This window comes from Thalassotalea castellviae, from assembly GCF_031846185.1.
Lineage (GTDB): Bacteria > Pseudomonadota > Gammaproteobacteria > Enterobacterales > Alteromonadaceae > Thalassotalea_H > Thalassotalea_H castellviae.
This window is the reverse complement of the sequence record NZ_JAVRIF010000012.1, coordinates 15,575-41,888: the sequence shown is the minus strand read 5'-3', so window position 1 is coordinate 41,888 and position 26,314 is coordinate 15,575. Positions and strand designations below refer to the sequence as shown.

The window sequence follows — 26,314 nt, the reverse complement described above, 5'->3', positions numbered from 1 at the left end:
TTAGTCAGTAGCGATTCATTTTTCACTGAAAGTTCGGGTAATAGTTTAGGGGTTAGCTTTGAATATATTGATACAAAGCTTTTAACACCGCCATTTTACTTTGGTTATTCTCATGCTCATGCACTAAGTTTTCAATTTTTATCATAAACTCATCAGCACTTAATAAACCTTTGCCACCAAATTGAATTTTATTTTGGCAATACTGTTGCCATTTTTGTTGTTCTTCATTGGTTAAAGTCAAAGGATAGTTTCTGGCTCTATATCTGAATAATAAAATTGGTAATCGTTCATCTTGAAAAGTAAAAGGGTGGCTTGATAGCTGTTCGGGTGGCAACTGGTGTAAAATTTCCATTTGTGCTTTATCCGCATGAGAGAAAAAGTTTCCACCATATAAGGCTTGTTCAGCATCGATGTTTTCATCATCAAAATCATCAGCAGCAAAAACTTCAGTTAATTTATCTCGTATTTCTAAATGTTCTTTCAGTAACGTTAAATTCGCTAAACAACGTTCTCTAGGAATTGACAACCGTGCCGCGTTCTCCGGCAAAAGGGTTTTCGCAGGTGCGACAATCGGGCATTTATTGATATGAATGAGTTTCACCGGAATAGGGCTTTCATCTTCGGCTAATTCATCATGACGAGTATATAAACGTGATTTAATTTCTTCGGCGCTTAAATTAAATAATGGCGTAGGGTCTTGAGCTAAATCAATACAGATTACCGCATTTTTATTAACCGGATGATAAGCTACGGGTGAAAACCAACTCGTGCAACCATGTACGGAAGATATTTTACTGGAAGTATGTACAACCGGTGTCATGTTATAAACATCAAGTAATTCGGCAACTTGTTTTTTGTTTTTTAAATTGAAAACGAACTCATACAATTTTGGCTGTTTTTCTTTTATCAGTTTCGCCATGGCAATGGTGGCGTACACATCACTCATCGCATCATGAGCTGACTCATGACTGATCCCATTAGCTGCTGTGAGTAATTCCAGCCTAAAACTGACAACTTCTTCGCCGTCACGCTCAACGGTTGGCCATTGAATACCTTCTGGACGTAATGCATAACATGCCCGCACTAAATCGATAATGTCCCAACGACTATTGCCATTTTGCCATTCACGCGCGTAAGGATCATAAAAATTACGATAGAGCAGATATCGTGTTACTTCGTCATCAAAACGAATATTATTGTAGCCGGCAACACAGGTATTAGGTTGTGAAAATAGCGAATGAATGCGGTCAGCAAATGCTGCTTCTGTTAATCCTTCAGCTAATGTTTTTTGTGGAGTGATCCCTGTGACTAAACACGCTTCAGGGTTTGGCAGATAATCTTGTGGCGGTTGACAGTAAAACATCTCAGGTTCCCCTATGATGTTTAAATCAAGATCAGTACGAATACCAGCAAATTGAGAGGGCTTATCTAACTTAGGTGAAATCCCCCATGTCTCATAATCGTGCCAAAGGATTGTTGGTTGGTTACTTGTCAATTTGTTGCCTATTTACGTACTCATTTATTGGAAAACATTATCAAGGTAAGTTGGAAGCTAAACAACTGTTTTTTATCAATAGTAACCGTTTGGTTATTTACTTATTGTCAGATTTAACTTTAGTAAAATGTATTCCTATTTTATTTGGCTTTATTTGCGATTGCTAAGGCGTTATTTTCTATCAATTATTGGTATACAAAATACTTCGCATTTAGCAATTACTGCAATTATCGTCTCTTGGAGAAAAAATAAGCTTTATTTCGGTTGAATATGCACAGTCGTGATCGATTGGTTACTTAGCGCTAATTTTTTACGTTTCGTCGTAATTTGCCAGAAATCTTCAACTTTTTAATTCGATAAACAGTATATTTAACATTAATAAATCAGTTCAATAAGTTAAAGGATATAGAATGAAGTTGTTTTGGTACTCATTATGGTTGTTTGTTTTTTTCACCGTAAGCCAAGTTTCTGCACAATCAACAGGCGCAAAAAGCGCAGCAAACGTCATCACGTTGCCAATTAGTTTTGAAAATATAACTAGTCGTGTTGAAGCGGTTGGAACAGCCGAAGCTATTCGATCTGTTGTGTTATATCCGGCAGTCGCTGATAAAGTTACCGAAGTTAATTTTGTGCCAGGACAACGGGTAGAAGAGCGTGAAGTGTTATTACGTTTAGATTCACGTCGTCAAAAAGTAGCGTTAGAACGTGTCACTATTCAACTTGCTGATGCAGAACGTACTGTAAAGCGTTTAATTGAAAGTCGCAGAAAAGAAGCCATTGCACAAAGTGCGCTAGATGATGCGATAACAGCACGTGATTTATTAAAAGTGCAGTTAATAGAAGTTAAAACCGAACTCGAAGATAGGGTCGTAAGAGCGCCATTTTCAGGTGTAGTGGGGTTAACTGATGTAGAACCGGGTGATCGAATAGGTTTACAAACTCCGATCACTACTATCGATAACCGTGAAAGACTGCTGATTAATTTTGATGCACCAGAAACTGCGTTGCCTATGTTACAAGGAAAATCTACGGTTGAATTAGAACCTTGGCAAGCACGAGGAACGAGAATCAATGCACAAATAATAGAAGTGGATTCTAGAATTAACTTAACTAACCGTAGTATTCGAGTTAGAGCACTGTTAGATAATATTGATGATGTTTACCGTCCAGGGATGAGTTTTCGAGTGATCATGCAAATGTTTGGTGAAGCTTATGCGGTTGTCCCTGAAGCCGCATTAATGTGGGGTGCCACTACTGCTTATGTGTGGATAGTAGAAGACGGAAAAGCCAAAAAAATTGATGTACAAATTCAACAACGTTTAACAGGACGTTTATTATTGTCTGGTGAGTTGAAAACTAATGATCAATTAATTGTTGAAGGTGTACAAAGTTTACGAGAAGGGCAAACGGTTAACGCTGTTCTGTCAAAAGGTGAAAGCTTATGAGTCAACCTTTAGTGCAAAATGATTTACCTTCGTTATCTATTCGTCGGCCTGTTTTAATTGTCGTTTTAAATTTATTGATCATTATTGCTGGTTTAGCCGCATTTAATGCGATCGAAGTACGTGAGTTACCGGATGTAGATCGTCCTATCGTGTCAGTAACTGCACATTTTCCTGGGGGCTCGCCAGAAACAGTTGATACCGAAGTGACCAGTAAACTGGAAGGGGCCGTTGCTCGGGTCAGCGGTGTTAAGTCAATAAATGCAAACAGCGAAGAAGGCAATGCTCGGGTACGTGTTGAGTTTCGACCGGGTATTAACTTAGATGATGCCGCTAATGAGATCCGTGAGTCGGTAAGCCGAGTACAGCGTGAATTACCTGATACGGTTGAACGTTTGGCTATTATTAAGGCCGATAACGATGCACAATCTGTCGTCAGTATTGCGGTGTCTAGTACAACATTAGATTTGGAAAGTTTAACAGAACGGGTAGAAATTGATTTAGCGCCGCTGTTTTTAAGTATTCCAGGGGTAGCCGATGTACGCTTAAACGGTGACCGAGAACGAGTGTTACGTGTCCTTTTAGATCCACTACGCTTAACCAGTTTTAATTTATCGATTACTGACGTTGCGGCTGCACTTCGCCAAGCGCCTTTCGATGTTCCTGCCGGTAGTATGAAATCAACTGACCAACAGTTAATTGTCCGCGCGGATGCGACTTCTATCTCTGCAGAAGAAGTTGCCGATATTATTATTCGCAATAATACTCGTATCGGTGATGTTGCCACAGTATTTTTCGGCCCTGCTGACGCCAATAGTATGGTTAGACTTGATGGAAGACCAGTGATAGGTTTAGGGGTCATTCGACAAGCTCGGTCTAATACCATTGAAATTTCAGATGAGGTCCTTGCTTTAGTCAAACAAGTTGAAAATCGATTTCCGGATCTTCAAATGCAAGTCACTTCAGATGATGCTGAATTTATTCGTGGCTCAGTACAAGAAGTGATCACTTCACTGCTACTGACCATCATTTTAGTTATAGCAACTTTATGGTTATTTATTGGCTCAGGAAGAGCGACTATTGTACCCGCGTTATCAATACCAGTATCACTTATTGGCGCCTTAGCTGCGATATGGCTAATGGGCTTTTCAATCAATATTTTAACCTTATTGGCTCTTGTATTAGCAACGGGGTTAATTGTTGATGATGCAATTGTTGTTACCGAAAATATACAGCGAAGACGTAGTTTAGGCTTAGGAGCAAGAGCCTCAGCTGTGATAGGTACGCGAGAAGTTTTCTTTGCCGTAGTTGCGACTACAGCAGTACTTGTTGCTGTATTTGTACCCATTGCTTTTTTACCTTCTACAGCCGGTCGATTATTTCGAGAGTTTGGTGGTGTACTGGCTATTTCAGTGATCATTTCATCTTTTGTTGCCTTATCTTTAGTACCTGCAATTACTGCACGTTTGCCTGTTAAAGAAAATAACCACAATCGATTAGCCCGTGTCGGTAACCTTATTTTAGGTTGGTATCAACGCTCTTTACATTTTGCCCTTGATAAAGCTTGGTTTGTTTTTATCGCCAGTTTAGTGGCAGCATTATCCGCTCTCAGCATTTATAGCTTTTTGGATAATGAATTAATGCCTTCTGAAGATAGAGGAAGTATTCGCATTTTTGCCCGAGGTCCAGATGGGGTTGGTTTAAACTTTATGGATCGCCAAGCAGATAAAATGGAAGAAATACTGCTGCCTTACGTCCAAGGTGGAAATATTGATTCTATTTATACTGTCGTTGGACAATGGGATCCTAACATTGCATTTGTCACTGTTCCGTTAAAGAACTGGGATGAACGCTCACGCTCTCAGCAAGAAATTATTGAAGAAATTCGAGGGCCATTATCAAAAATTCCTGGTGCACCTGCGCGTGCTTTTGGTTCAAATAGTCTTAATTTACGTGGCCAAGGTGGGGGGCTTGAGTTTGCTTTAACAGGGCAAGACTATGATAACATTTTTATTGCTGCGCAAAATTTTTCTAAAATCATTCAGCAAGAATTGCCTGAACTTGGTATGCCAAGAATTTCTTATCAGCCAAGTCAGCCACAACTTAGAGTGAATATAGATAGACGAAGAGCTAAAGAGTTGGGCGTACCTTTGTCAGATATTTCTTCCACTTTACGGGTTGCAATAAACGGAGATGATATTGCTGATTTAAATGTGGGGGATCAGGCTATTCCTATTATATTACAAGCGCAAAGCCAGCAAATAAAAGATCCCACGGATCTCGCAAATTTATATGTAGGTTCAAGTAACGGAACCTTAGTGCCTTTATCGAGTTTAGCTAATATTTCTGAAGAAGGTGTCGCAGCCGAACTTCAACGGCAAGCTCAACGTCGGGCTATTGAGATGGAAATGGAATTACCAGAAGATATCCCCTTACAACAAGTGGTAGAAAAACTGCGCACTTTAGGGGAAGAAAACCTGCCAAGTAATATAGGTTTGATCTTTTTGGGCGAGGCCTTAACTTTTGAAGAAACGGCACGAGATGTCACCATTACTTATGTGCTTGCGTTTGTGATTGTTTTATTGGTACTCGCAGCACAATTTGAAAGTATGAATAGTGCGGTTGTGGTTATGTCTACCGTGCCTTTTGGTATTGCTGCAGCTTTGTTTGCGTTATTTCTAACGGGAACATCAATTAATATTTATTCACAAATTGGTTTAGTGATGTTAATTGGACTGTTGGCAAAAAATGCTATTTTATTAGTTGAGTTTGCCGATCAATTACGAGATCAAGGGCACAGTGTACGAAAAGCGGTAGAAGAGGCGGCGAGCATTCGCTTGCGTCCCATTACTATGACGTTATTATCTACATTACTTGGTTCATTACCGCTGATTCTATCTAGTGGTGCAGGGGCAGAAGCACGTAACGCAATTGGTTGGGTTGTCTTTGGTGGTTTAGGTATAGCTGTTGTTTTTACACTTTACTTAACACCAGTACTTTATTTGGCACTCGCACGTTTTACTAAGCCAAGAGCCGATGAAGCTAAACGACTTGAATCAGAATTAGATGAGGCTGAAAAACTCACGAATTTATCGTGATTTGTTAATCATCACTCAGTTTGTTATAGAGTCAAACTTTATCAAGGCGCGAATTTTCAGCGCCTTTTTATTTTAAGCAACGAAAGAGTACGTATTTTCAAACAGGATCGCGAAACGGTTCTTGTTAGATAAACAGAACAATGAAAGATTTAAGAAGAAAATGGTACGTCCGAGTGAATTCGAATCACCGACCTCATCCATGTCAAGGATGCGCTCTAACCAACTGAGCTACGGACGTATTACTTTTAGAAGTGTTGAATGACTCAACGGGCGCTATGTTAGCGATCTGAAATATGAGTTGCAAGTAATTTTCACTATTTCACTTTAATTTTCGTGCGTTTGATTATTAATCCAGCAAAATTATCGCTTAGCCTTCAATTATAGCTTGGTCAAAGCGTTTTTGAATCACCTTTAAGCGCCACGCTAAAAATATTGCGGCGGTTGTTAAGCCAGAGATAAAACCTATCCAAAAGCCGTACGGACCGATAGGTTCAATTATCCAATTGGTTAAACCTAAAACAAGGCCAATTGAAAGACCGACGCCCCAATATGACAGAAACGTAATATAAAGAATTGATTTTGTATCTTTATAGCCACGTAATGCACCAGCTGAAATAACTTGAATGGCATCTGAAAATTGAAATAATGCGGCAAGAAACATTAAACTTGCTGCTAATTCGATCACCGGAATTTCATGGGTATAAATTGCGGCAATTTCGTGACGAAAACCAAGACTTAATGCGGCTGTCACGATAGCGATAACTAGACCTAACACTACCGAGTATCGACAAATTTCTTTCGCTTTATCATGATCGCCATCACCGACAGCAAAACCAACTTGTATGGTTACCGCCATCGCTAAACTTAATGGCACCATAAAAACTAAGCCAGAAAAGTTAATCGCTATTTGGTGACTCGCCACAACATCGGCACCAAAGGGGGCAAGGATAATTGCGACGGCACAGAATAAACTCACTTCAAATAATAATGACATCGCTATCGGTAAACCAATGGATAAAATATTCTTTATCGCTGACCACTGTGGCCAATAAAACTTTTTAAAAAGCGGTGCCTGTTGTAATTGTTTAGAGAAATAACAATATAAAAGCATGGATAAAAACATCACCCAATAAACAATTGCCGTTGCTATACCACAACCGGCACCACCTAGAGCTGGCATACCAAATTCACCGTAAATAAAGATGTAATTAGCCGGAATATTAATAATTAAGCCGATGATACTTATGATCATTGTTGGTTTAGTAAAAGATAATCCTTCAGAATAATTACGTAAAACAAGATACAAACAAAAACCTGGGCCACCCCAAATAATATAACCTAAGTAGTCAAACATAAGGGTTTTAAGGTTTGTTTCTAAGGTGACGTGTTCAATAACCACTGGTGAAATAAAGACATATAAAACAATTAATGCAATGCCTAAAGTTAATGCAATCCAAGCTGTTTGATAGGTTTCGTTGGCGACTTGTTCAAATTTATTGGCACCAGCAAGTTGTGACACAATTGCGGCAAGTGCCATTATCAGGCCATAAATGGTTAATATAAGTGGTAACCAAATACTACTAGCGACAGCAACGGCAGCCATATCAGTTGAACTCACTCGTCCAGCCATCACGGTATCGGCAAATCCCATTAAGTTTTGAATGAGTTGCGCGATTAAAATAGGGTAGGCTAATTTCATTAATCGTTTGGTATTGGTGATAAAACTATTTAATTGCATGGCGCTCTGGTATTCACTAATTTAGCTTTGTTAGAATTGAATCTCTTTATGACTAATGGATGATATATGTTTACTGGCATTGTGCAATCTCAAGCTGAAGTTTATTCTGCAAAATATGTAAATAATTTTCTGCACTTAATTATTAAGGTCCAACGTGAGTTTGTTGATAATTTAACACTCGGCGCAAGCATCGCAATAAATGGTGTTTGTTTAACAGTGGTTAAGTTTGAAATAACTAATAATCAGGCTTTTATTTCGTTTGACGTGATTGATGAAACGCTAGCAAGGTCGAATCTTGCTAAATTGCACACAGGTATGTTTGTTAATGTCGAGCGTTCGTTATCGGTAGGGGATGAAATTGGTGGTCATATGGTTAGTGGTCATGTTCATACCAAAGCGACGTTGGTAGAGAATAAAGTAACCGATAAAAATTGTTGTATGTCGTTTGAAATTGACACTAAGTGGCACAAGTATATTTTACCGAAAGGATTTATTACTGTTAATGGTATTAGTCTTACTGTGGGGGAATTGACAAACGGTCAGTTTACGGTTCATTTGATCCCTGAAACTTTATCAAGAACAAATTTAGCGTCACTTGCTCTTTTGGATGAAGTGAATATTGAATTTGATCAACAAACTATGACGATAGTCACCACGATAGAGCGGATGAAACTATCAGAAAATTTTGCTTACGATGCGACTAGTACCATTTAGTTACATGATCACTAAAAGATCTGTTCATCATCGGTGTTAACCGCGAGTTGGACTTTTTGACGATATTCGTCAATATGCATATTTAAATGAATATCATTGCAGCAAGCTGGGCATTCGTCATAATAATCCTGATCTCCCGCACTTGGATCTATGGTGATAAAAATATGATGCCCACAGCTAGGACAAGAGATTCTTTGTTCTGATACTTTATCTAAAACACAATCTTGGGGCATGTTGCCTCCTAGATATCTTTATTCATCATACGGTATATTAAGTATGATCAATTTTAGCCAAAGTGCGAATAAAATGCAGTGATTCTCACTAGAAATTTGCGGTTATCCTTTTGTTACTTTGATACGGTTATTTAAAATATAATTAAATCAATTAACTCCAACTTTTTGAGCTAATGAATCGATAATATTCTGGCTAAAACTGCTTTAGACTGTTCAATATAAACCCCACCAAATAAATTGGCGTGGTTGAGAATATGATAAAAGTTATACACAAGTTTTCTTTGTTCATAATTTGGCGATAGTGGAAACTCAAGGTGATATCCTTGATAAAAATCGTCAGGTAACAAACCAAAAAGTTCAGTCATGGCAATATCTACTTCTCTATCACCATAGTAACAAGCAGGGTCAAAAATTACTGGCTTGTGTTCACTAAAACCAATATTTCCTTGCCACAAATCACCGTGAACTAAACACGGAGTCACTTGATGATGTAATAACGCATCATGGCAAACTTGGGTAATATGATCGATATCTCCTAATTTAATCGATTTTTCATTTAAGAGTTGTAATTGCCATCCTATACGTTGTTCTGCGAAGAAAGTGCGCCAATTACTTTGCCATTTATTAGGTTGGCGAGTATCACCGATAAAATTATCATGTTGCCAACCAAATTGACCATGAGATGAATTTTTGTGCAGTTGCGCTAATTGTTGGCCTAAGTGATACCAATCATGTGAGTCAGGCGTTTCAAACGGTATATAACTTAACACTAAAAAGCTTTTATCTAATGTAGTGCCTACAGTAATGACTTCAGGACAACTAATTTGATGAGCTGATTTAATTTGTTTTAAGGCGTATGCCTCTGACTCAAAGTGGCTCAAATGATTTTTGTCGTTTAATTTTAGAAAATATTTTTGCTGATGATTACTTAACCAAAAACATAAGTTGATGTCGCCACCGACAGCAATCTCTTTATGTTGAATAGAAAAAGGTTGTTCGGTAGCCGCTTGAATATGTTGCTCTATAGTCGACCACATTTTTGTCACCTCTACTGATAAGCATTGTTTGACCATTACTATCAGTATAGTAAAACATCGAAATTGTGAAACGTCAGTGAAACGGTTAAATTAAAGAATACAAAGAAAGGAAATTATTGATCTTTTTCAATAATTAAATGTTTGATTTTATTGGGTACGCCATCCCATTGTTCCGCATCTTTTGGAGGTGTTTTAACTTCTGTGATCCTTGGCCATATTTTAGAAAGTTCGGCATTTAATTCAATAAATTCTTTTTGGCCTTCTGGTACTTCATCTTCTTGATAAATGGCTTGTGCAGGGCATTCAACTGGGCAAAGATCACAATCAATACAATCGTCTGGATTAATGGCAAGAAAGTTTTCACCTTCATAAAAGGCATCGGCAGGGCATACCGCGACACAATCGGTATATTTACATTTAATACAATTGTCTGTTACTACAAAGGCCATGCTTATCTCTTGTGTGAAAAATTGAGCTTAAAATACACTGAATCGTTCAGGACGTGTATATGATATTTCCTGAATTTTCGTTTGGATCATACCTTTATCGTCGGCAATTTCAAACTCTGATTTAACTGTTGTGAATGTTCGGGTAAAATACGCAAAAATTTCAATTGTCCCTTCCTTGTGCGGAATTCATAACTTATGTTGCGTTTAACCAATATTAAACTAGATCTTGATCACCAACCTGAACAATTACAGCAAGCTATTCTTGATAAATTAGCGATAGAAAAAGAGCAGCTAGTTGAATTTACCGTGTTTAAGCGTGGATATGACGCCCGTCAAAAGTCTCAAATTCAATTGATATATACATTAGATGTAAAAACTACGCTTGATGATGAATTATTGCAAACCTTTGAAAATGATACTCAAGTGAAATTAAGCCCGGATACGCGTTACCATTTTGTTGGTCAAGCACCCACCACTTTATCAGAGCGACCTGTTGTGATTGGTTTTGGCCCGTGCGGTTTATTTGTCGCACTCATTTTAGCGCAAATGGGCTTTAAACCTATTGTGTTAGAACGAGGAAAAGAAGTTAGACAACGTACTAAAGATACTTTTGGTTTTTGGCGCAAAAAAATTCTTAATACAGAATCAAACGTACAATTTGGTGAAGGGGGCGCAGGTACGTTTTCTGACGGAAAACTATATAGCCAAGTAAAAGACCCTAAACATTACAGCCGAAAAGTATTGCATGAATTTGTCGATGCCGGCGCACCAGAAGAAATATTATATGTAAGCAAGCCACACATAGGTACGTTTAAACTCGTGACTATGGTGGAACAAATGCGCGCTAAAATTATCGAGTTAGGTGGAGAAATACGTTTTGAGCAACGTGTTGACACTATCAATATGACACCAGTTAATGGCACAAGTGATAAAAAACAAGTAACGGGAGTTACTTTAGCGACTGGCGAGGTGATTCATACTAAACACTTAGCATTAGCTATTGGTCACAGTGCTCGCGATACTTTTCAAATGTTAGTTGAGCAAGGCGTATTTGTGAAAGCGAAACCTTTTTCAGTTGGCTTTCGTATCGAACATGAACAGTCGGTGATTGACAAAGAACGTTTTGGTAAAAATGCTGGCCATCCCATTTTAGGTGCGGCAGATTATAAGTTGGTTCATCACTGTAAAAATGGTCGCTCGGTATACAGTTTTTGTATGTGTCCTGGCGGTACCGTTGTTGCAGCGGCATCTGAAGAAGGACGATTAGTAACAAATGGTATGAGTCAATATTCGCGTCATGAACGCAATGCCAACAGTGCTATTGTTGTAGGGATAGAACCAAAAGATTTTACTTACGGTAGTGAAGATCCTAAATCTGAAGCTGAGAATGTTTTAGCGGGCATTGAATTTCAACGTCGTTTAGAAGAAAAAGCTTTTAAACTGGGAGGAGAAAACTACGATGCTCCAGTGCAATTAGTCGGAGATTTTCTTAACGGCCGAAAAAGTGGTGAGCATGGTGATGTCGAACCTTCATATAAGCCAGGTGTTAAATATTGTGATTTAAGTGAAAGCCTTCCTGAATATGCCATAGATGCAATTAGAGAAGCTTTACCGGCGTTTAACCGAAAAATTAAAGGCTTCTCCATGGATGATGCGACGTTAACTGCCGTAGAAACACGTACTTCATCACCTATTCAAATTACCCGTGATAAAGAAACCTTAGAAAGCCTGAATGTGAAAGGTTTATATCCTGCGGGAGAAGGCGCGGGTTACGCCGGCGGTATTTTATCGGCAGGTATTGATGGTATTAAAGTCGCGGAAGCCATTGCTTTATCTATGTTGAAATAACGTAGAAAACTTGATCAAAAGGGAGAAAAACTGTTCATTGTTAACTTCTCCCTAATATTGGTTGTGATGCTTTGTCATTTACTATGATTGCTCTAGCTTTTGTTATTTCAGCTAAGTATTGAGACTTGTCAAAGCATAACGTCGGAAACTCTTTATAATTCCAATACAGTCCATCGGCTGCTTTACTTTTATCATCTCGATGGACATTTTTCCAATCACCCCAATATATAAAATTGTCATATTGCGTTACTTTGCCTAGAAACACCCAACATTGCCATTCGCCACAATCACAGGCATATGGCATAAATCTGCTTCCTGAAGTGGTCAATGATTGCATAATATCGTTACAACCTAACGCAGCCGTATAAGCACCATTTAACCTTTCATGAAAGCGTTGTTCAAATTTAGCAATGGTTGATAAGAAACACACACCATCGATATAAACATCAAATATTGCGCCTAAACCTGGGTAATGTCCGACAGGCTTTAACGTTAAATGATTTACAATATTTGAGTTCATCACGTGCTTTTCTCTACTGAATATGGTTGTTATTTGCTTTATTTATTTTATAGTTACACGATTAAAATTTAAATTTACAGCTTTTTGTTATTTTTACTATAAATCATTCAAATTATGTCTACTGTTTCAAATGTTATGTTAACTACTGCTATTTATGATGGTGCATGGTCACAAAGTGATTATGGTAGCGTTGATATTTTAAATGAATACCTTCGTAAACAATATCAAGGTACTTGTTTTAAATTTGTTCATGATAAAGCAGGAGGCCACAAACAAATGACCTGCGATATATTTATAGCAGCGGTTGAATATCTTGATGTTGACTCACTTGTTGAAACCTTTTTAACGATTGAATGGCAAAAACCAAAAGAAGCGCAACTTATGATCAGATCAAATCTTGATGATAAGTTTCAACTATTTTCACCCAATTAAGCAAATTCCTGCAAAAATCATTTGAAAACACATATTAATATTAATTTAGTCTCTATCGAAATAGAGAATCATTTTATTTGTGCAAATAACTATCTATGAAGTTAAGAAGAGCAATAATTTGAGTATCTTTGATATAAATAAGAAAACATAGAGAACATATTGCCTCTAGTCGTTGCAAATTATGGGAAATTCCCCTATATTGCCGAGCTTGATTTATTCTCATAGCTTAAATGACTGGTGAATAATATCAAAAGAATTCATTAACTATTTAAACATAAACAAAAATCAAGCGGCGCTTCGTGTGTGTCGCCACTGAAAAGGAAAAGTCATGCCTGTAATAACTCTCCCTGATGGTTCTCAACGCTCTTTTGAAAATGCCGTATCTGTTATGGATGTTGCCTTAGATATTGGTCCCGGTTTAGCGAAAGCGACTATCGCTGGTCGTATTGATGGCAACCTTGTTGATGCGTGTGAATTAATCACCCAAGACGCTAGTTTACAATTGATCACCAGTAAAGACAGTGAAGGTCTTGAGATTATTCGCCACTCTTGTGCGCACTTATTAGGTCACGCTATTAAGCAGTTATACCCAAATGTAAAAATGGCGATTGGGCCTACTATCGATAATGGTTTCTACTACGATGTCGATCTTGACGAATCTATTACAGAAGACGACTTAGCAAAACTTGAAAAACGCATGACGGAACTTGCTCGAACAGGTTATGAAGTTGTGAAGAAAACAGGTACTTGGCAAGATGCTTACGATGCTTTCACTGAACGCGGCGAAACGTATAAATTAGAAATTCTTGATCAAAATATTGAGAAAACAGATACGCCTGCGTTATATCATCATCAAGAATATATCGATATGTGTCGTGGTCCACATGTACCAAGCATGCGTCATTGTCATCATTTTAAATTAATGAAAGTGGCAGGTGCATACTGGCGCGGTGACTCAGACAACAAAATGTTGCAACGAATTTACGGCACAGCATGGGCAGATAAAAAGCAATTAAAAGCTTATATTGTTCGTTTAGCAGAAGCTGAAAAGCGTGATCACCGTAAAATTGGTAAAACGTTAGATTTATTTCATTGGCAAGAAGAAGCGCCAGGCATGGTGTTTTGGCACAATGATGGGTGGACTATCTATACTGAACTTGAAAAATTCGTTCGTGAAAAGTTACATGAATATGATTATGACGAAGTAAAAGCGCCCATGATGATGGACAGAAGTTTGTGGGAAAAATCAGGTCACTGGGATAAATATGCCGATGGCATGTTTACTACGGAATCTGAAAAGCGCGAATATGCGATTAAACCGATGAACTGTCCAGGTCACGTTCAAATATTTAATCAAGGATTGAAATCGTACCGTGATTTACCGCTTCGTATTGCTGAATTTGGTTGTTGTCACCGTAACGAACCGTCAGGCTCTTTGCATGGTTTAATGCGCGTACGTGGTTTTACCCAAGATGACGCGCATATTTTCTGTATGGAATCGCAAGTGCAAGCCGAAGTCACGAAATGTATTGAAATGGTTTATGACGTTTACGGCTCATTTGGCTTTGAAGACATAGTCGTTAAATTGTCTACTCGTCCAGAAAATCGTATCGGTAGTGATGAAATTTGGGATAAAGCAGAAGCAGGCTTAGCACAAGCGTTAACTGATGCTGACATTAAATTTGAATATTTACCGGGAGAAGGGGCATTTTACGGCCCTAAAATTGAATTCACCTTAATGGACTGTTTAGGCCGCGCTTGGCAATGTGGCACAGTGCAATTAGATTTTGCTTTACCAGAGCGATTAGGGGCAACTTACGTCGGTGAAGATAACGAACGTTATACTCCGGTGATGATCCATCGTGCTATTTTAGGTTCACTTGAACGTTTTATTGGTATTTTAATTGAAGAATATACTGGCAAATTCCCAACGTGGTTATCGCCGATTCAAGTGACATTAATGAATATTACCGATAAACAGAGCGAATATTGTCAAAAAGTTGTAAAAAAACTCAAAGAAAATGGATTTAGAGCAAAACTAGACTTGAGAAATGAGAAAATAGGCTTTAAAATCCGCGAGCACACATTAAAGCGTGTTCCTTATTTGTTAGTTGTTGGTGACCAAGAAATGGAATCTGGCGAAATAGCAGTTCGAACACGTGGTGGTGAAGATTTAGGTAAAATGTCGGTTGATGACTTTATTACTAAATTAAGTGACGAAGTTAATTCTCGTACTTAACACAGAATAGTAGTAAAATAACACCGATATTATTTTTATTAATCCAACATCTAATAATAATGAATAGATAACGTTGGAACAAAGTTCTTTGGAGGAACATGGCTATTAAAGGTGGACAACGTGGCGGGCAGAAAGAGCCAGCACATCGTTTAAATGAGTTAATCACAGGTATTCCAGGCAATGAAGTTCGTTTAATTAAATTTGACGGCGAGCCAGGTGGCATAGTTACATTAGATGAGGCTATGGACCAAGCGGATGAAGCAGGTGTAGATCTTGTTGAAATTAGCCCAACGGCTAAACCTCCAGTGCTTAGGGTGATGGATTACGGAAAATTCTTGTATGAAAAAGCCAAAGAACAGAAAGAACAGCGTAAAAAGCAGAAACAAATACAGGTTAAGGAAATAAAATTCCGTCCTGGTACAGATGAAGGCGATTATCAAGTGAAATTACGTAGCTTGAAACGCTTTTTAGAGGATGGCGATAAAGTTAAAGTAACTTTACGCTTCCGTGGTCGCGAAATGGCCCACCAAGAGCTCGGCTTAGATCTTTTGAATCGTGTTAAAACTGATTTAGAAGAATTAACAGTAGTTGAGTTTTTCCCTCGTAGAGCGGAAGGACGACAAATGGTGATGGTTTTAGCACCAAAAAAATAATCAATATTCGGTAAATGCAAGTAGTTAGTTTCTTTACAGAAACTAACTCACCGATATTGTTTTTAACGGGTAATATTAGGCTTGAAAGTAAAATTAATTTTATATTAGTTTTCGCCTAAGTTACTAAATTTCAATGGCAATGTGGAGTAATTTCAATGCCTAAAATGAAAACAAACAAAGGCGCTGCTAAGCGTTTTAAACCGACAGCTAACGGCTACAAATTTAAACAAGCGGGTCTACGTCATATTTTGACTAAGCGCCGTACAAAAGTTAAGCGTCATCTTCGTGCTAAATGCATGATCGCCGCTTCTGACATCAAGTCAGTTAAAAAACTTTTACGTCACGGTTAATAGGAGAGATATAAAATGGCTAGAGTAAAACGCGGTGTTGTAGCACGCGCACGTCATAAAAAAGTTCTAAAGCAAGCGAAAGGTTACTACGGTGCTCGTAGTCGCGTATATCGCGTTGCTTTTCAAGCTGTAACTAAAGCTGGACAATACGCTTACCGTGACCGTCGTCAACGTAAACGTCAATTCCGTCAACTTTGGATTGCTCGTATAAATGCAGCAGCTCGTCAAAATGGTTTATCTTACAGCCGTTTCATCAATGGCTTGAAAAAAGCTTCGATTGAAATCGATCGTAAGATCCTAGCTGACATCGCAGTATACGATAAAGCAGCTTTCTCTGTATTAGTTGAAAAAGCGCAAGCTTCTTTAGCATAATCGCTGAGTAAAAAGTTAGTGAAAAGGACGCCTTGCCGCGTCCTTTTTCTTTTTTAATCATTTTTACCTTGTTCTTTAACTTACTTTCTGCGTTTTAAAGTACTCACTTAATAAATTAAGCTCAGTGCTTTAACCTTGAAATTAAGCTAAATACCTTTGTAAAAATGGTTTAAAATATATCTTTTATTTTAGTTAATTATATCGAATGATATTTTAGAATTTGAAAAGATCTTATTCGCTACAGTTAATTACATTTACACTTAAGGTGAAATTCCATGAGTCTTGCAGATCAAGTTTTAGCGGTAAATAACGATTTACCTATTCGTACTGATGCGCCAGTACACAGCGGCAAAGTACGTTCTGTTTATTGGTTAACCGCAAAGGACAGTGCACGCCTTATTCAAGAAAAGAACTACGATGTTGCTTTAGATACACCGTTGGCAATTATGGTGATCAGTGACAGAATTTCTGCATTTGATTGTATCTGGCAAGGTGAGGGGGGGATGAAAGGTGTTCCCGGCAAAGGCGCGGCATTAAATGCTATTTCTAATCATTGGTTTAAATTGTTTAAAGAGCAAGGTCTTGCTGACAGCCATATTCTAGATATCCCACATCCGTTTGTTTGGATTGTACAAAAAGCTAAACCTGTGATGATTGAAGCAATTTGCCGCCAATATATCACCGGTTCAATGTGGCGTGCTTATAGTAAAGGCGAACGTGATTTTTGTGGCATTTCGTTACCAGAAGGTTTAACGAAAGACTCTAAATTACCAGAGCTATTACAAACCCCCTCCACTAAAGGCATTTTAGAAGGGATCCCAGGGGTGCCAGCCGTTGATGACGTGAATATTACCCGTCAAAATATCGAAGAAAACTTCAGTTCATTTAATTTTAAGTCAGTTCAAGATATTGCTTTATATGAGAAATTACTCACTCAAGGCTTTAATTTAATATCAGACGCCTTAGCAAAACTCGATCAAGTCTTTGTTGATACAAAATTTGAATTTGGTTACGTTAAAGACAAAGCAGGTAATGATAAGCTTATTTATATGGATGAAGTAGGTACGCCTGATTCTTCACGCATTTGGGACGGCGAACAATACCGCAATGGTAAAGTAGTTGAAAACTCTAAAGAAGGCTTCCGTCAATTACTTCTGAATCACTTTCCAGATCCCGATATTTTACTCAATAAAGATCGTATGGCTGAACGTGAAGCACTTGCCCGAGATAATAAACTGCCTGAATCGGTATTAATGGCGGTTTCAAACACCTATATTGCTATCGCCGAGAAAATTACAGGCCAAAAAATTGTCTTGTCAGAGAACCCTAAAGCCGAGATTATTAAAATATTAAAAGAGCAATATCAATTAGTAGATTAATTTCAGTGTAGGCTTATTTTACTTAAGCTTAATTTGACTAGTATTAAAAAAGCCCTTGATTCAAGGGCTTTTTTATATCGAAATTTTAATTTTTTATTTTATCGGGCGCGGTAATATAAAAAGAGAATGCTAACGGTTCATTTAACAATGCTTCATCTACTTGATATTCAATAAAATTATTATGATCAAAAAACTCACCCAATTGTTCACTGGTGGTTTCATCATTTTCTAATTCAAGTTGTTGATAATAAGCTTTAACTTCTTGTTCTTCACAGTGCTCAGCATCAACAAAAAGTTTCAAGGGCATAGTTAATGCGGTAATTGATTGGACTTTTGGGTAATGTTTTGCAATTTCTTCCAATAAAAGCTTAGCGATACCTTGATTCCGATAGGCTGGTAAGACACTGATTGCTTCAAGTAAGAGGTGAGTTTTCGCTTTTTTAACATCGGCTTTTACCGATAATTTTTCGCATAACTCAGCCGTTAAATTTTGCTCTTTAAAGTATAAGTTTAAAGGTAACTCCCAATCGGTCGAGCCTTCTTGTTCATCGATTAGCGCGTAGCTTTTTAATGCATCACGATGTTTATTTAAGGTGATAAGTTCAATTTCAGCTTTAGCAATAATCATGTTATCTTGGTTTAACACATTGATTTCTTGTATTAATTGCCAATCTAAGACACTTTTTATTTCGGGTTTATTAAATTCAACTTGTAATGACATAGTGACTCTTTTAGGTTTTTTGATGGGTTTATGCGGTGCCAAACATTGATTGACTGTAAACTTGCTTATGCATAATTTTAATTAGTCGCATTTTAGCATTGTTTTAAGGCGAATTAACAAGGTGTGAAGATTAATTATCAAATACTATTTTCTCATAGCATTCTTTTGTTTGTAGTCATGCGCTTAGGTTAAATTTAAATGACGGAAAAACGGTTAATTTTTTTATTAAAAACATCAATAATCATTGGCATGTGTCTTATACTTTTAGGGTTATATTTTCATCATTACAGCGATTACATGCAATCGTTAGGTGTAACGGGTATTGTCATCAGCGCAACATGTATGGCGTTAGGCTTCGTTTTTTCTCTCCCAACGAAAATGTATTTAACTTTTTTATTAGTTAAAAGAGAACAAGAAAAGCACATTTCAGATCTAAAAAATTCAGCCAAATAATTATTCAAACGTAAAATTAAATCAACTGACTATTCTTAAATCGCTTTTGAAGCATAAACGATACCGATAATAAGGGTAATTTATTTAAAAAAACCGTTATTTCCTCTACATTTCCAATAGGTTTTTGTGTAGAATCAATGACCATTTTTATTAATCAAATCAGTCTACCCAAAGCCTAGTTTTCACAGGTCGGTTTCAGAGGAACGCATGAATTTAGACGATATTATTTTGCAAGCAGAACAAGCCATTGCTGCTGCAACAGATCCAACGGAGCTTGATCAAGTTCGCGTTAATTTTTTAGGTAAAAAAGGTTTGTTTACCGAACAAATGAAAGGTTTAAGCAAACTACCTAAAGAAGAGAAGCCAAAAGCAGGACAAGTGATAAACCTTGCTAAACAACAAGTGCAAAAGCTATTAACCGAACGTGGTGAATTATTGCGTGCAGAAGTGATTAAGCAAAAGTTAGCGGCTGAATCTATCGATGTGACCTTGCCAGGACGTGGAAATGAAATCGGTGGTTTACATCCGGTAACTCGTACTATTGAGCGTATTGAAAGCTTTTTCGGTGATCTAGGCTTTTCTGTAAAACAAGGTCCTGAAGTTGAAGATGATCATCATAATTTTGATGCGCTAAATATTCCGGCTCATCATCCCGCTCGAGAAGATCATGATACCTTCTATTTTAACCCTAAATTGGTTCTACGAACGCAAACCTCATGTGTGCAAATTCGTACGATGGAGCAAGAACAACCACCGCTAAGAATTATTTCTCCAGGTAAAGTTTATCGTAACGATTATGATCAAACACATACGCCAATGTTTCATCAAGTTGAAGGCTTAATGGTGGATAAAGATATTAGCTTTACTCACTTAAAAGGCATTTTACATGACTTTTTACATCACTTTTTTGAAGAAGATTTAGAAATTCGCTTTAGACCTTCCTATTTTCCATTTACTGAGCCATCAGCGGAAGTGGATGTGATGGGTAAAAATGGCAAATGGTTAGAAGTATTAGGTTGTGGCATGGTTCATCCTAATGTATTGAAATCTGTAGGTATAGATCCAGAAGTTTATACTGGTTTCGCGTTTGGTATGGGGGTTGAACGTTTAACGATGCTTCGTTATGGCGTAAATGATTTACGTTCATTCTTTGAAAACGATCTTCGCTTCTTAAAACAGTTCAAGTAGGAAAAGCCAAAAATGAAATTTAGTGAATCATGGTTACGTGAGTGGGTTAATCCTACTATTTCTTCAGATGAGTTGTCTCATCAAATTACAATGGCAGGCCTTGAAGTAGATGCCATAGACCCTGTTGCGGGTGAATTTACCGGTGTACTTGTAGGTGAAGTGGTTGAATGTGGACCACATCCAGATGCTGATAAGTTACAAGTGACAAAAATCAATTTAGGTCCTGATTTTAATGACGGCGAATTAGTTGATATCGTTTGTGGTGCAAAAAATTGTCGTTTAGGTTTGAAAGTTGCCGTTGCTACTGTTGGTGCAGTGTTACCGGGCAATTTTAAAATTAAAAAAGCTAAACTACGTGGTGTACCGTCTCATGGGATGTTGTGTAGCGAGTCAGAAATCGGTTTAGCTGAAAGTTCGGATGGCATCATGGAGCTTGCTCAAGATGCCCCTTTAGGTCAATGTGTTCGAGAATATTTAGACTTAAATGACGTTAGTATTGATGTAGATTTAACGGCTAACCGAGGCGACTGCCTAGGCTTAAAAGGGTTAGCCCGTGAAGTAGGGGTTTTAAACAGCTTACCTGTGACAGAGCCTGCTATCAACAACGTGAACCCTACGATAGACGATAAGCTCTCAATCACTTTATCAGAGCCTAAAGCATGTCCTCGCTATTTAGGCCGGATCATTAAAAATATTGATGTGACTGCTCAAACACCATTATGGATGGTAGAAAAGCTTCGTCGTTGCGGCACACGCTCGATTGATCCTGTGGTAGATGTGACAAACTACGTCTTACTTGAACAAGGTCATCCAATGCATGCTTTTGATTTAAGCAAGATTGATGGTGGCATTAATGTTCGTTTTGCCAAAGAAAATGAGAAACTTGTCTTGCTTGATGGTAACGAAGTGACGTTATCAACTGAAACTTTAGTGATTGCTGATGGTGATACTAAAGGTAATGGTAAAGCGTTAGCTATGGCGGGTATTTTTGGCGGTAAAGATTCTGGTGTCAGTACTGATGGTGAAAATCAGAGTAAAGATATCTTTTTAGAAAGTGCTTTTTTTGCGCCATTAGCTATTTTAGGTAAAGCGCGTCAATATGGCTTACATACAGATTCGTCTCATCGCTATGAACGAGGTATTGACCCTGAGTTACAACGCAGCGCTATGGAGCGCGCGACACAATTACTGTTAGATATTGTTGGTGGTGAAGCAGGCCCCATTGTTGAAGCAGTGAGCGAAGATGATTTACCAAAAGCTAAAACAGTGACATTACGCAGAAAAATGCTAGATGCTCGTATTGGTCATCATATTGATGATGAAAAAGTGACAGAAATTTTAACGCGTTTAGGATTTGAAGTTAATTTTACTGATAATACGTGGACAGTGGTTGTTCCAGCATATCGCTTTGATATTTCAATCGAAGTAGATTTAATTGAAGAAGTTGCTCGTATTTTTGGTTATAACAATATTCCCAATATTTCTCCCAAAGCTACGTTAACGATGCGCGCGCAAAAAGAAATCAATTTACCTGTTTCTCGTTTACGCAATACGTTAGTAAATCGCGGCTATCAAGAAGCGATTACGTATAGTTTTGTTGACCCGAAAATACAAAATTTAATTCATCCAAACCAAGAGGTAATGACACTACCGCATCCTATTTCAAGCGAGATGTCAGTAATGCGCCTTAGTTTATGGACAGGTTTATTACAATCGGTGGTATATAATCAAAATCGTCAGCAAAATAGAATTCGATTATTTGAAACTGGTTTACGTTTTATTCCTGATGAAAGTGCTGAAAACGGTGTACGTCAACAAGCGATGCTTGCTGGTGTGATCACAGGGCAGACCAACCAAGAACATTGGCATATGGAAAAAGCTGCAGCAGATTTTTATGATATTAAAGCTGATGTTGAAGCGTTATTAGCGTTAACAGGTGACTCATCTGCATATCAATTTTCGAAAGCAGAAATTGATGCGCTGCACCCGGGTCAAACCGCGGCAATTTTCCGTAATGGTAATTTAGTAGGCCACGTTGGTACCTTACATCCTGAATTAGAAAGGAAATTAGGACTAAATGGTCGAACATTAATTTTCGAACTATTATTGTCGGAAATTTCAACACAAAACATCCCTGAAGCTGCCGAAATATCACGCTTTCCAGCCAATAGACGTGACATTGCTGTTATCGTTAAAGAAGACGTTGAAGCAAAAAAAGTGTTACAACTCATTGAAAATGTTGGCGGAAATAATTTAGTTGATCTAAACTTGTTCGATGTATACCAAGGCAATGGTATTGACGCTGGATTTAAAAGTTTAGCGATTGCTTTGGTTTTACAAGATCATGAAAAGACTCTTGAAGAAAAAGATATTAACGATGTCGTTAATCGTGTGGTCGATACATTAAAAGTTGAATTAGATGCATCACTGAGGGATTAAGCAATGGCGCTAACCAAAGCAGAAGTAGCAGAACATTTATTTGAGAAAGTTGGGCTGAGTAAGCGCGACGCAAAAGATATGGTTGAAGTTTTCTTTGAAGAAATTCGAGAAACACTAGAAGCAGGAGAGCAAGTTAAGCTTTCTGGTTTCGGTAACTTCGATCTTCGCGTGAAAAGTGAACGCCCAGGGCGTAATCCTAAAACTGGTGAAGATATTCCTATTTCTGCGCGTAAAGTGGTTACTTTTAGACCCGGACAAAAATTAAAAAGTCGTGTAGAAGACGGTAACGGTTAGTCGAAAAAACTCACCACACGATAAATTGATGAAAGGTTGCAATGATAGTTGCAGCCTTTTTTGTCTTTGGTAAGAAAAACTAATTAGTGGTTATTGGTGAGGGGAAGACCATTTTTTTGTTTGTGTAGGTATCGTTTTACACAACCAACACAAATGAAGTTTACTAGAACAAATAAAAAAGCAATCACAGCTCCGGTACTTAATGCATTTATGGTTAGTGGTATCGCTAACTGATAAAACTCTGCTGTTTTCTTCAACAGTTGAGGATCAAAGTTTAAAGCAAATTGTGTTAATTGCTGAAAATAATCATTAGTATTAAGCGAAGATAGATGGTTCGCTAAGTACTCTGTGCGTTGTAATAGTTGCTCAATGACCTTCGCACTATCAACAATCATTGGCTCTGAATTCTCCTTATACTGTTTAATTAATAAAGAAATTTCCCCGTTAAAGTATTGTTCAGCTAAGGCTTGGTAGCTTGATAATTGCTGTTTCGATTCTTCTAAATGACCAGACAATCTTTGAATATATTGATTAATAAACTCAGGTAATTGAACGCCAAGAATGAAGGTTAAGGTAAACATGCAGCGATCAACTAGTGTATTAAGGAAAGTTATCATAGAGGAGAATAAAATACCTACAAAGCTATTTGAGACAATAAAATTACCACAGTAAAATCATCAAGTCATGTTTTGCTTTTAGTTGTAAAAGACAAGTAAACTCGTTAAAGTTCAATTCCCTGCAAGTTATCTGCTCAGGTTTTCCGTAATATGCGTCGCTCTCATCAACCCGAACAAGAAGTAACCACCTTTAGTTGGCATGTGGTCAAAATGCTGGTGCCGTATTTGTTAGAATTTAAAATGCGTATTTTATTCGCCTTGTTATGTTTGATTTTAACCAAAATTGCTAGTGTATATTTGCCATTTATTTTAAAAGATATTGTTGATACGTTAGATACTCAACAGGAAAATCGTATTTATCTCGTGCCATTTGCTTTAGTTGCTGCTTACGGAGTGGTTCGTTTAGCCATTGTATTATTTGCTGAAATTCGCGATACGTTATTTGGTCGAGTCACTGAACGTGCAATTAGACGTATTGGTTTAAAAGTTTTCCAACATTTACATCAATTAGATTTAGATTTTCATTTAAATCGACAAACTGGCGGGTTATCTCGTGATATTGACCGAGGTACTTCGGGCATTAGTTTTTTAATGCGCTTTATGGTATTTAGCGTTGTTCCCACATTGATTGAAATAGTGATGGTTGTCAGTATTTTATTGGTTAATTATGGGCTTTGGTTTGCTTTGATCACGACTTCATCTATTGTTTTGTATGTTGTTTATTCAGTGTATGCCACCAATTGGCGTACAAAATATATTCGCGCAGCTAACAAAGCCGACTCATCGAGTAATACGCGAGCGATTGACAGTTTATTAAATTATGAAACGGTTAAATATTTTACCAACGAAGCCTATGAAGCCAATGCTTATGACAAGCAACTTGCCGATTGGGAAAAAGCCAAGATGCAAAATCGATTATCTTTGTTTGCATTAAATGGTGGTCAAGCCGTGATCATTTCATTGTCAATGACTGCCATGCTAGCCCTTGCGGCCTATCAAGTCACCCACGATAAGATGACGATAGGTGATTTTGTTTTAATCAATGCTTTTATGATGCAATTGTTTATTCCATTAGGTTTTCTAGGATTTGTTTATCGAGAAATCAAAGGGTCTTTAGCTAATATAGAGCAAATGTTTACCTTAATGGGCAAAAAAGCCAAGATTGAAGATAAGGAAAATTCCGCTGAATTAACTCTTGTTAAAGGGGAAATTCGTTTTAATCAAGTTCATTTTGCTTATCAAACCGAGCGGCCAATTATTAAGGGCTTAAGCTTTATTGTACCGGCAGGACAAAAAGTTGCAGTAGTCGGAGAAAGTGGCTCGGGTAAATCTACTTTAGTTAAATTGTTGTTTCGCTTTTATGATTGCCAACAAGGTGACATCACTATAGATGGGCAAAAAATCGATGAGGTTAGTCAACATTCTTTGCGCAAAAATATTGGCATAGTGCCACAAGACACTGTGTTATTTAATGAATCACTGTATGAAAATATTCGCTATGGTAATACAAAAGCAAGTAAAGCGGATATTGACAATGCTATTAAACTTGCTCATTTAAGTCGATTTGTTGAATCATTGCCTAAAGGAGTTGATACGGTGGTCGGTGAGCGAGGATTAAAGCTTTCAGGTGGTGAAAAACAACGAGTTGCCATAGCTAGAACGATTTTAAAAAATCCTGCTATTTTAGTCTTTGATGAAGCCACTTCATCACTTGATAGTCACTCCGAGCAAGCGATTTTAACGGCCATTAAAGAGGTTAGTCAAAACCATACTAGCTTAGTGATTGCCCATCGTTTATCAACAATTACCGATGCTGATCAAATTATCGTGTTGCATCAGGGGGAATTAGTTGAGCAGGGCGATCATCAAACCTTGTTGGCAAATCAAAGTCATTATTATCGTATGTGGCAACTACAACAACACGCTAACCAATAATGGCATTAATACACGGTTCAGGAAATGCAATGCAAGATAACAGTCATCCCGCGATTTTAAAAACACAGCAATGGTTAGAAAAAGTAATTATTGGCTTGAATTTTTGTCCGTTTGCTAAAAAAGAATTTGTTAATAACACTATTCACTATCAGGTTTGTTCACAAGTAAGACTTGAAAAAGCACTCGAAGAGTTTGCGCAACAATGTGAGTATTTAGAAAATAATCCGACGATTGAAACAACGCTGATTGTCTATAGCCTTGGTTTTAGAAACTTTGACGCTTATTTAGATTTAGTTGATTACGCGAACGAACTACTGTTTGATTTAGGCTTTGAAGGAGTCTTTCAGATCGCCAGTTTTCATCCTGATTATGTTTTTGATGGTGAAGATGCTGATGATGCAGCTAATTTTACTAATCGTTCTCCTTTGCCCATCTTGCATCTACTTAGGGAAGAGAGCATGAGTAAAGTGCTTTCCGTTTATAATAAGCCGGAACATATACCAGAAAACAACATTCAGTTAGCGCGTGAAAAAGGCAGTCAGTTTTTCAAACAAATCTTAAAACAAATTCATCGACGATAATATCACGCTCATTCACTTTGCAGCGTTAAATAAGACGTAATATGTCAGGTAAATCTATCTTGAAGTTAAAGAGAATAGTCGCTGTAT

The 26,314-nt window shown here is 37.6% G+C and carries 24 protein-coding genes and 1 tRNA gene; 16 read left to right on the top strand and 9 right to left on the bottom strand.

The window, feature by feature from the left end; genetic code table 11:
• Window positions 1-52: 52 nt before the first annotated feature.
• Window positions 53-1,495 (bottom strand): exodeoxyribonuclease I, encoded by a 1,443-nt coding sequence (gene sbcB / locus RM573_RS16455; RefSeq protein WP_311584565.1) that lies wholly within the window; start codon window positions 1,493-1,495, stop codon window positions 53-55.
• Window positions 1,496-1,905: 410 nt separating this feature from the next.
• Between sbcB and RM573_RS16450 the strand changes: the two genes are divergently transcribed.
• Window positions 1,906-2,940 (top strand): efflux RND transporter periplasmic adaptor subunit, encoded by a 1,035-nt coding sequence (locus tag RM573_RS16450; RefSeq protein ID WP_311584563.1) that lies wholly within the window; start codon window positions 1,906-1,908, stop codon window positions 2,938-2,940.
• Complete coding sequence (locus RM573_RS16445; RefSeq protein WP_311584561.1) at window positions 2,937-6,035, top strand: efflux RND transporter permease subunit; 3,099 nt, start codon at window positions 2,937-2,939, stop codon at window positions 6,033-6,035. Before RM573_RS16450 ends, RM573_RS16445 begins: the two co-directional genes overlap by 4 nt.
• 161 nt (window positions 6,036-6,196) lie before the next feature.
• On the opposite strand, the gene RM573_RS16440 is transcribed toward RM573_RS16445, so the two are convergent.
• Window positions 6,197-6,273 (bottom strand) — tRNA-Val (locus RM573_RS16440).
• Between the two features lie 129 nt (window positions 6,274-6,402).
• Window positions 6,403-7,773 carry an MATE family efflux transporter gene (locus tag RM573_RS16435; RefSeq protein ID WP_311584559.1) on the bottom strand — a complete coding sequence of 457 codons (1,371 nt, stop codon included), beginning with the start codon at window positions 7,771-7,773 and terminating at the stop codon, window positions 6,403-6,405.
• Between the two features lie 66 nt (window positions 7,774-7,839).
• On the opposite strand from RM573_RS16435, the gene RM573_RS16430 reads away from it, so the two are divergent.
• Entirely contained in the window at window positions 7,840-8,487 is a 648-nt protein-coding gene (locus RM573_RS16430) for a riboflavin synthase subunit alpha (protein WP_311584557.1), read from the top strand.
• A gap of 11 nt (window positions 8,488-8,498) precedes the next feature.
• Here RM573_RS16430 and RM573_RS16425 read toward each other — a convergent pair whose 3' ends face one another.
• From RM573_RS16425 to fdxA, 3 genes are all read right to left on the bottom strand, one after another.
• Window positions 8,499-8,720 (bottom strand): CPXCG motif-containing cysteine-rich protein, encoded by a 222-nt coding sequence (locus RM573_RS16425; protein WP_303454644.1) that lies wholly within the window; start codon window positions 8,718-8,720, stop codon window positions 8,499-8,501.
• A gap of 170 nt (window positions 8,721-8,890) precedes the next feature.
• A complete protein-coding gene (locus RM573_RS16420) occupies window positions 8,891-9,757 on the bottom strand; it encodes a fructosamine kinase family protein (RefSeq protein WP_311584554.1) in 867 nt (288 codons plus the stop codon).
• 113 nt (window positions 9,758-9,870) lie between these two features.
• A complete protein-coding gene (gene fdxA, locus RM573_RS16415) occupies window positions 9,871-10,206 on the bottom strand; it encodes a ferredoxin FdxA (protein ID WP_311584552.1) in 336 nt (111 codons plus the stop codon).
• Between the two features lie 195 nt (window positions 10,207-10,401).
• Between fdxA and RM573_RS16410 the strand changes: the two genes are divergently transcribed.
• A complete protein-coding gene (locus tag RM573_RS16410) occupies window positions 10,402-12,054 on the top strand; it encodes an NAD(P)/FAD-dependent oxidoreductase (protein ID WP_311584550.1) in 1,653 nt (550 codons plus the stop codon).
• A 40-nt stretch (window positions 12,055-12,094) separates the two neighbouring features.
• Here the strand turns inward: RM573_RS16410 and RM573_RS16405 are convergent, their stop codons facing one another.
• Window positions 12,095-12,577, bottom strand: coding sequence for a hypothetical protein (locus RM573_RS16405; RefSeq protein WP_311584548.1), 483 nt, complete (start codon window positions 12,575-12,577; stop codon window positions 12,095-12,097).
• A 111-nt stretch (window positions 12,578-12,688) separates the two neighbouring features.
• Here RM573_RS16405 and RM573_RS16400 point away from each other — a divergent pair, with 111 nt between their 5' ends.
• From RM573_RS16400 to RM573_RS16375, 6 genes are all read left to right on the top strand, one after another.
• Window positions 12,689-13,006 carry a hypothetical protein gene (locus RM573_RS16400; protein ID WP_311584545.1) on the top strand — a complete coding sequence of 106 codons (318 nt, stop codon included), beginning with the start codon at window positions 12,689-12,691 and terminating at the stop codon, window positions 13,004-13,006.
• A 328-nt stretch (window positions 13,007-13,334) separates the two neighbouring features.
• On the top strand, window positions 13,335-15,245 hold the full coding sequence (gene thrS, locus RM573_RS16395; protein ID WP_311584542.1) for a threonine--tRNA ligase: 1,911 nt from the start codon (window positions 13,335-13,337) through the stop codon (window positions 15,243-15,245).
• 98 nt (window positions 15,246-15,343) lie between these two features.
• A complete protein-coding gene (infC, locus tag RM573_RS16390) occupies window positions 15,344-15,898 on the top strand; it encodes a translation initiation factor IF-3 (protein ID WP_303454656.1) in 555 nt (184 codons plus the stop codon).
• Window positions 15,899-16,053: 155 nt separating this feature from the next.
• Complete coding sequence (gene rpmI / locus RM573_RS16385; RefSeq protein ID WP_303454659.1) at window positions 16,054-16,248, top strand: 50S ribosomal protein L35; 195 nt, start codon at window positions 16,054-16,056, stop codon at window positions 16,246-16,248.
• A gap of 15 nt (window positions 16,249-16,263) precedes the next feature.
• Window positions 16,264-16,620 carry a 50S ribosomal protein L20 gene (rplT, locus tag RM573_RS16380; protein WP_184422580.1) on the top strand — a complete coding sequence of 119 codons (357 nt, stop codon included), beginning with the start codon at window positions 16,264-16,266 and terminating at the stop codon, window positions 16,618-16,620.
• A 275-nt stretch (window positions 16,621-16,895) separates the two neighbouring features.
• The gene (locus RM573_RS16375; protein ID WP_311584536.1) at window positions 16,896-17,999 is read left to right on the top strand and encodes a phosphoribosylaminoimidazolesuccinocarboxamide synthase; all 1,104 of its coding nucleotides are present in this window, start codon (window positions 16,896-16,898) and stop codon (window positions 17,997-17,999) included.
• 85 nt (window positions 18,000-18,084) lie between these two features.
• Here the strand turns inward: RM573_RS16375 and RM573_RS16370 are convergent, their stop codons facing one another.
• Window positions 18,085-18,720 (bottom strand): GNAT family N-acetyltransferase, encoded by a 636-nt coding sequence (locus RM573_RS16370; RefSeq protein WP_311584533.1) that lies wholly within the window; start codon window positions 18,718-18,720, stop codon window positions 18,085-18,087.
• A 198-nt stretch (window positions 18,721-18,918) separates the two neighbouring features.
• On the opposite strand from RM573_RS16370, the gene RM573_RS16365 reads away from it, so the two are divergent.
• The 4 genes from RM573_RS16365 (at window position 18,919) to RM573_RS16350 (ending at window position 23,094) form a co-directional block, all read left to right on the top strand.
• Window positions 18,919-19,173 carry a hypothetical protein gene (locus RM573_RS16365; protein ID WP_311584531.1) on the top strand — a complete coding sequence of 85 codons (255 nt, stop codon included), beginning with the start codon at window positions 18,919-18,921 and terminating at the stop codon, window positions 19,171-19,173.
• 207 nt (window positions 19,174-19,380) lie between these two features.
• Window positions 19,381-20,361 carry a phenylalanine--tRNA ligase subunit alpha gene (gene pheS / locus RM573_RS16360; protein ID WP_311584528.1) on the top strand — a complete coding sequence of 327 codons (981 nt, stop codon included), beginning with the start codon at window positions 19,381-19,383 and terminating at the stop codon, window positions 20,359-20,361.
• A 12-nt stretch (window positions 20,362-20,373) separates the two neighbouring features.
• Window positions 20,374-22,800, top strand: coding sequence for a phenylalanine--tRNA ligase subunit beta (gene pheT, locus RM573_RS16355; RefSeq protein ID WP_311584525.1), 2,427 nt, complete (start codon window positions 20,374-20,376; stop codon window positions 22,798-22,800).
• Between the two features lie 3 nt (window positions 22,801-22,803).
• Entirely contained in the window at window positions 22,804-23,094 is a 291-nt protein-coding gene (locus RM573_RS16350) for an integration host factor subunit alpha (RefSeq protein WP_303454674.1), read from the top strand.
• An 83-nt stretch (window positions 23,095-23,177) separates the two neighbouring features.
• Here the strand turns inward: RM573_RS16350 and RM573_RS16345 are convergent, their stop codons facing one another.
• A complete protein-coding gene (locus RM573_RS16345; RefSeq protein ID WP_311584520.1) occupies window positions 23,178-23,711 on the bottom strand; it encodes a DUF2937 family protein in 534 nt (177 codons plus the stop codon).
• Window positions 23,712-23,861: 150 nt separating this feature from the next.
• On the opposite strand from RM573_RS16345, the gene RM573_RS16340 reads away from it, so the two are divergent.
• On the top strand, window positions 23,862-25,646 hold the full coding sequence (locus RM573_RS16340; RefSeq protein ID WP_311584517.1) for an ABCB family ABC transporter ATP-binding protein/permease: 1,785 nt from the start codon (window positions 23,862-23,864) through the stop codon (window positions 25,644-25,646).
• Window positions 25,646-26,227, top strand: a complete 582-nt coding sequence (locus RM573_RS16335; protein ID WP_311584512.1) for a DUF1415 domain-containing protein — start codon at window positions 25,646-25,648, stop codon at window positions 26,225-26,227. The genes RM573_RS16340 and RM573_RS16335 overlap by 1 nt, the downstream gene beginning before the upstream one ends.
• Window positions 26,228-26,314: the final 87 nt, after the last annotated feature.

Bases quoted from the DNA above. Each gene is read 5' to 3' on its own strand.
- RM573_RS16410 (WP_311584550.1), top strand. From the start codon at position 10,402: ATGTTGCGTTTAACCAATATTAAACTAGATCTTGATCACCAACCTGAA.
- RM573_RS16420 (WP_311584554.1), bottom strand. From the start codon at position 9,757: ATGTGGTCGACTATAGAGCAACATATTCAAGCGGCTACCGAACAACCT.
- RM573_RS16425 (WP_303454644.1), bottom strand. From the start codon at position 8,720: ATGCCCCAAGATTGTGTTTTAGATAAAGTATCAGAACAAAGAATCTCT.
- RM573_RS16370 (WP_311584533.1), bottom strand. From the start codon at position 18,720: ATGTCATTACAAGTTGAATTTAATAAACCCGAAATAAAAAGTGTCTTA.
- RM573_RS16375 (WP_311584536.1), top strand. From the start codon at position 16,896: ATGAGTCTTGCAGATCAAGTTTTAGCGGTAAATAACGATTTACCTATT.
- RM573_RS16345 (WP_311584520.1), bottom strand. From the start codon at position 23,711: ATGATAACTTTCCTTAATACACTAGTTGATCGCTGCATGTTTACCTTA.
- pheS (WP_311584528.1), top strand. From the start codon at position 19,381: ATGAATTTAGACGATATTATTTTGCAAGCAGAACAAGCCATTGCTGCT.
- RM573_RS16350 (WP_303454674.1), top strand. From the start codon at position 22,804: ATGGCGCTAACCAAAGCAGAAGTAGCAGAACATTTATTTGAGAAAGTT.
- RM573_RS16335 (WP_311584512.1), top strand. From the start codon at position 25,646: ATGGCATTAATACACGGTTCAGGAAATGCAATGCAAGATAACAGTCAT.
- RM573_RS16450 (WP_311584563.1), top strand. From the start codon at position 1,906: ATGAAGTTGTTTTGGTACTCATTATGGTTGTTTGTTTTTTTCACCGTA.
- rpmI (WP_303454659.1), top strand. From the start codon at position 16,054: ATGCCTAAAATGAAAACAAACAAAGGCGCTGCTAAGCGTTTTAAACCG.
- RM573_RS16435 (WP_311584559.1), bottom strand. From the start codon at position 7,773: ATGCAATTAAATAGTTTTATCACCAATACCAAACGATTAATGAAATTA.
- RM573_RS16430 (WP_311584557.1), top strand. From the start codon at position 7,840: ATGTTTACTGGCATTGTGCAATCTCAAGCTGAAGTTTATTCTGCAAAA.
- rplT (WP_184422580.1), top strand. From the start codon at position 16,264: ATGGCTAGAGTAAAACGCGGTGTTGTAGCACGCGCACGTCATAAAAAA.
- RM573_RS16365 (WP_311584531.1), top strand. From the start codon at position 18,919: ATGACGGAAAAACGGTTAATTTTTTTATTAAAAACATCAATAATCATT.
- pheT (WP_311584525.1), top strand. From the start codon at position 20,374: ATGAAATTTAGTGAATCATGGTTACGTGAGTGGGTTAATCCTACTATT.
- thrS (WP_311584542.1), top strand. From the start codon at position 13,335: ATGCCTGTAATAACTCTCCCTGATGGTTCTCAACGCTCTTTTGAAAAT.
- RM573_RS16445 (WP_311584561.1), top strand. From the start codon at position 2,937: ATGAGTCAACCTTTAGTGCAAAATGATTTACCTTCGTTATCTATTCGT.
- fdxA (WP_311584552.1), bottom strand. From the start codon at position 10,206: ATGGCCTTTGTAGTAACAGACAATTGTATTAAATGTAAATATACCGAT.
- RM573_RS16400 (WP_311584545.1), top strand. From the start codon at position 12,689: ATGTCTACTGTTTCAAATGTTATGTTAACTACTGCTATTTATGATGGT.
- RM573_RS16340 (WP_311584517.1), top strand. From the start codon at position 23,862: ATGCGTCGCTCTCATCAACCCGAACAAGAAGTAACCACCTTTAGTTGG.
- infC (WP_303454656.1), top strand. From the start codon at position 15,344: ATGGCTATTAAAGGTGGACAACGTGGCGGGCAGAAAGAGCCAGCACAT.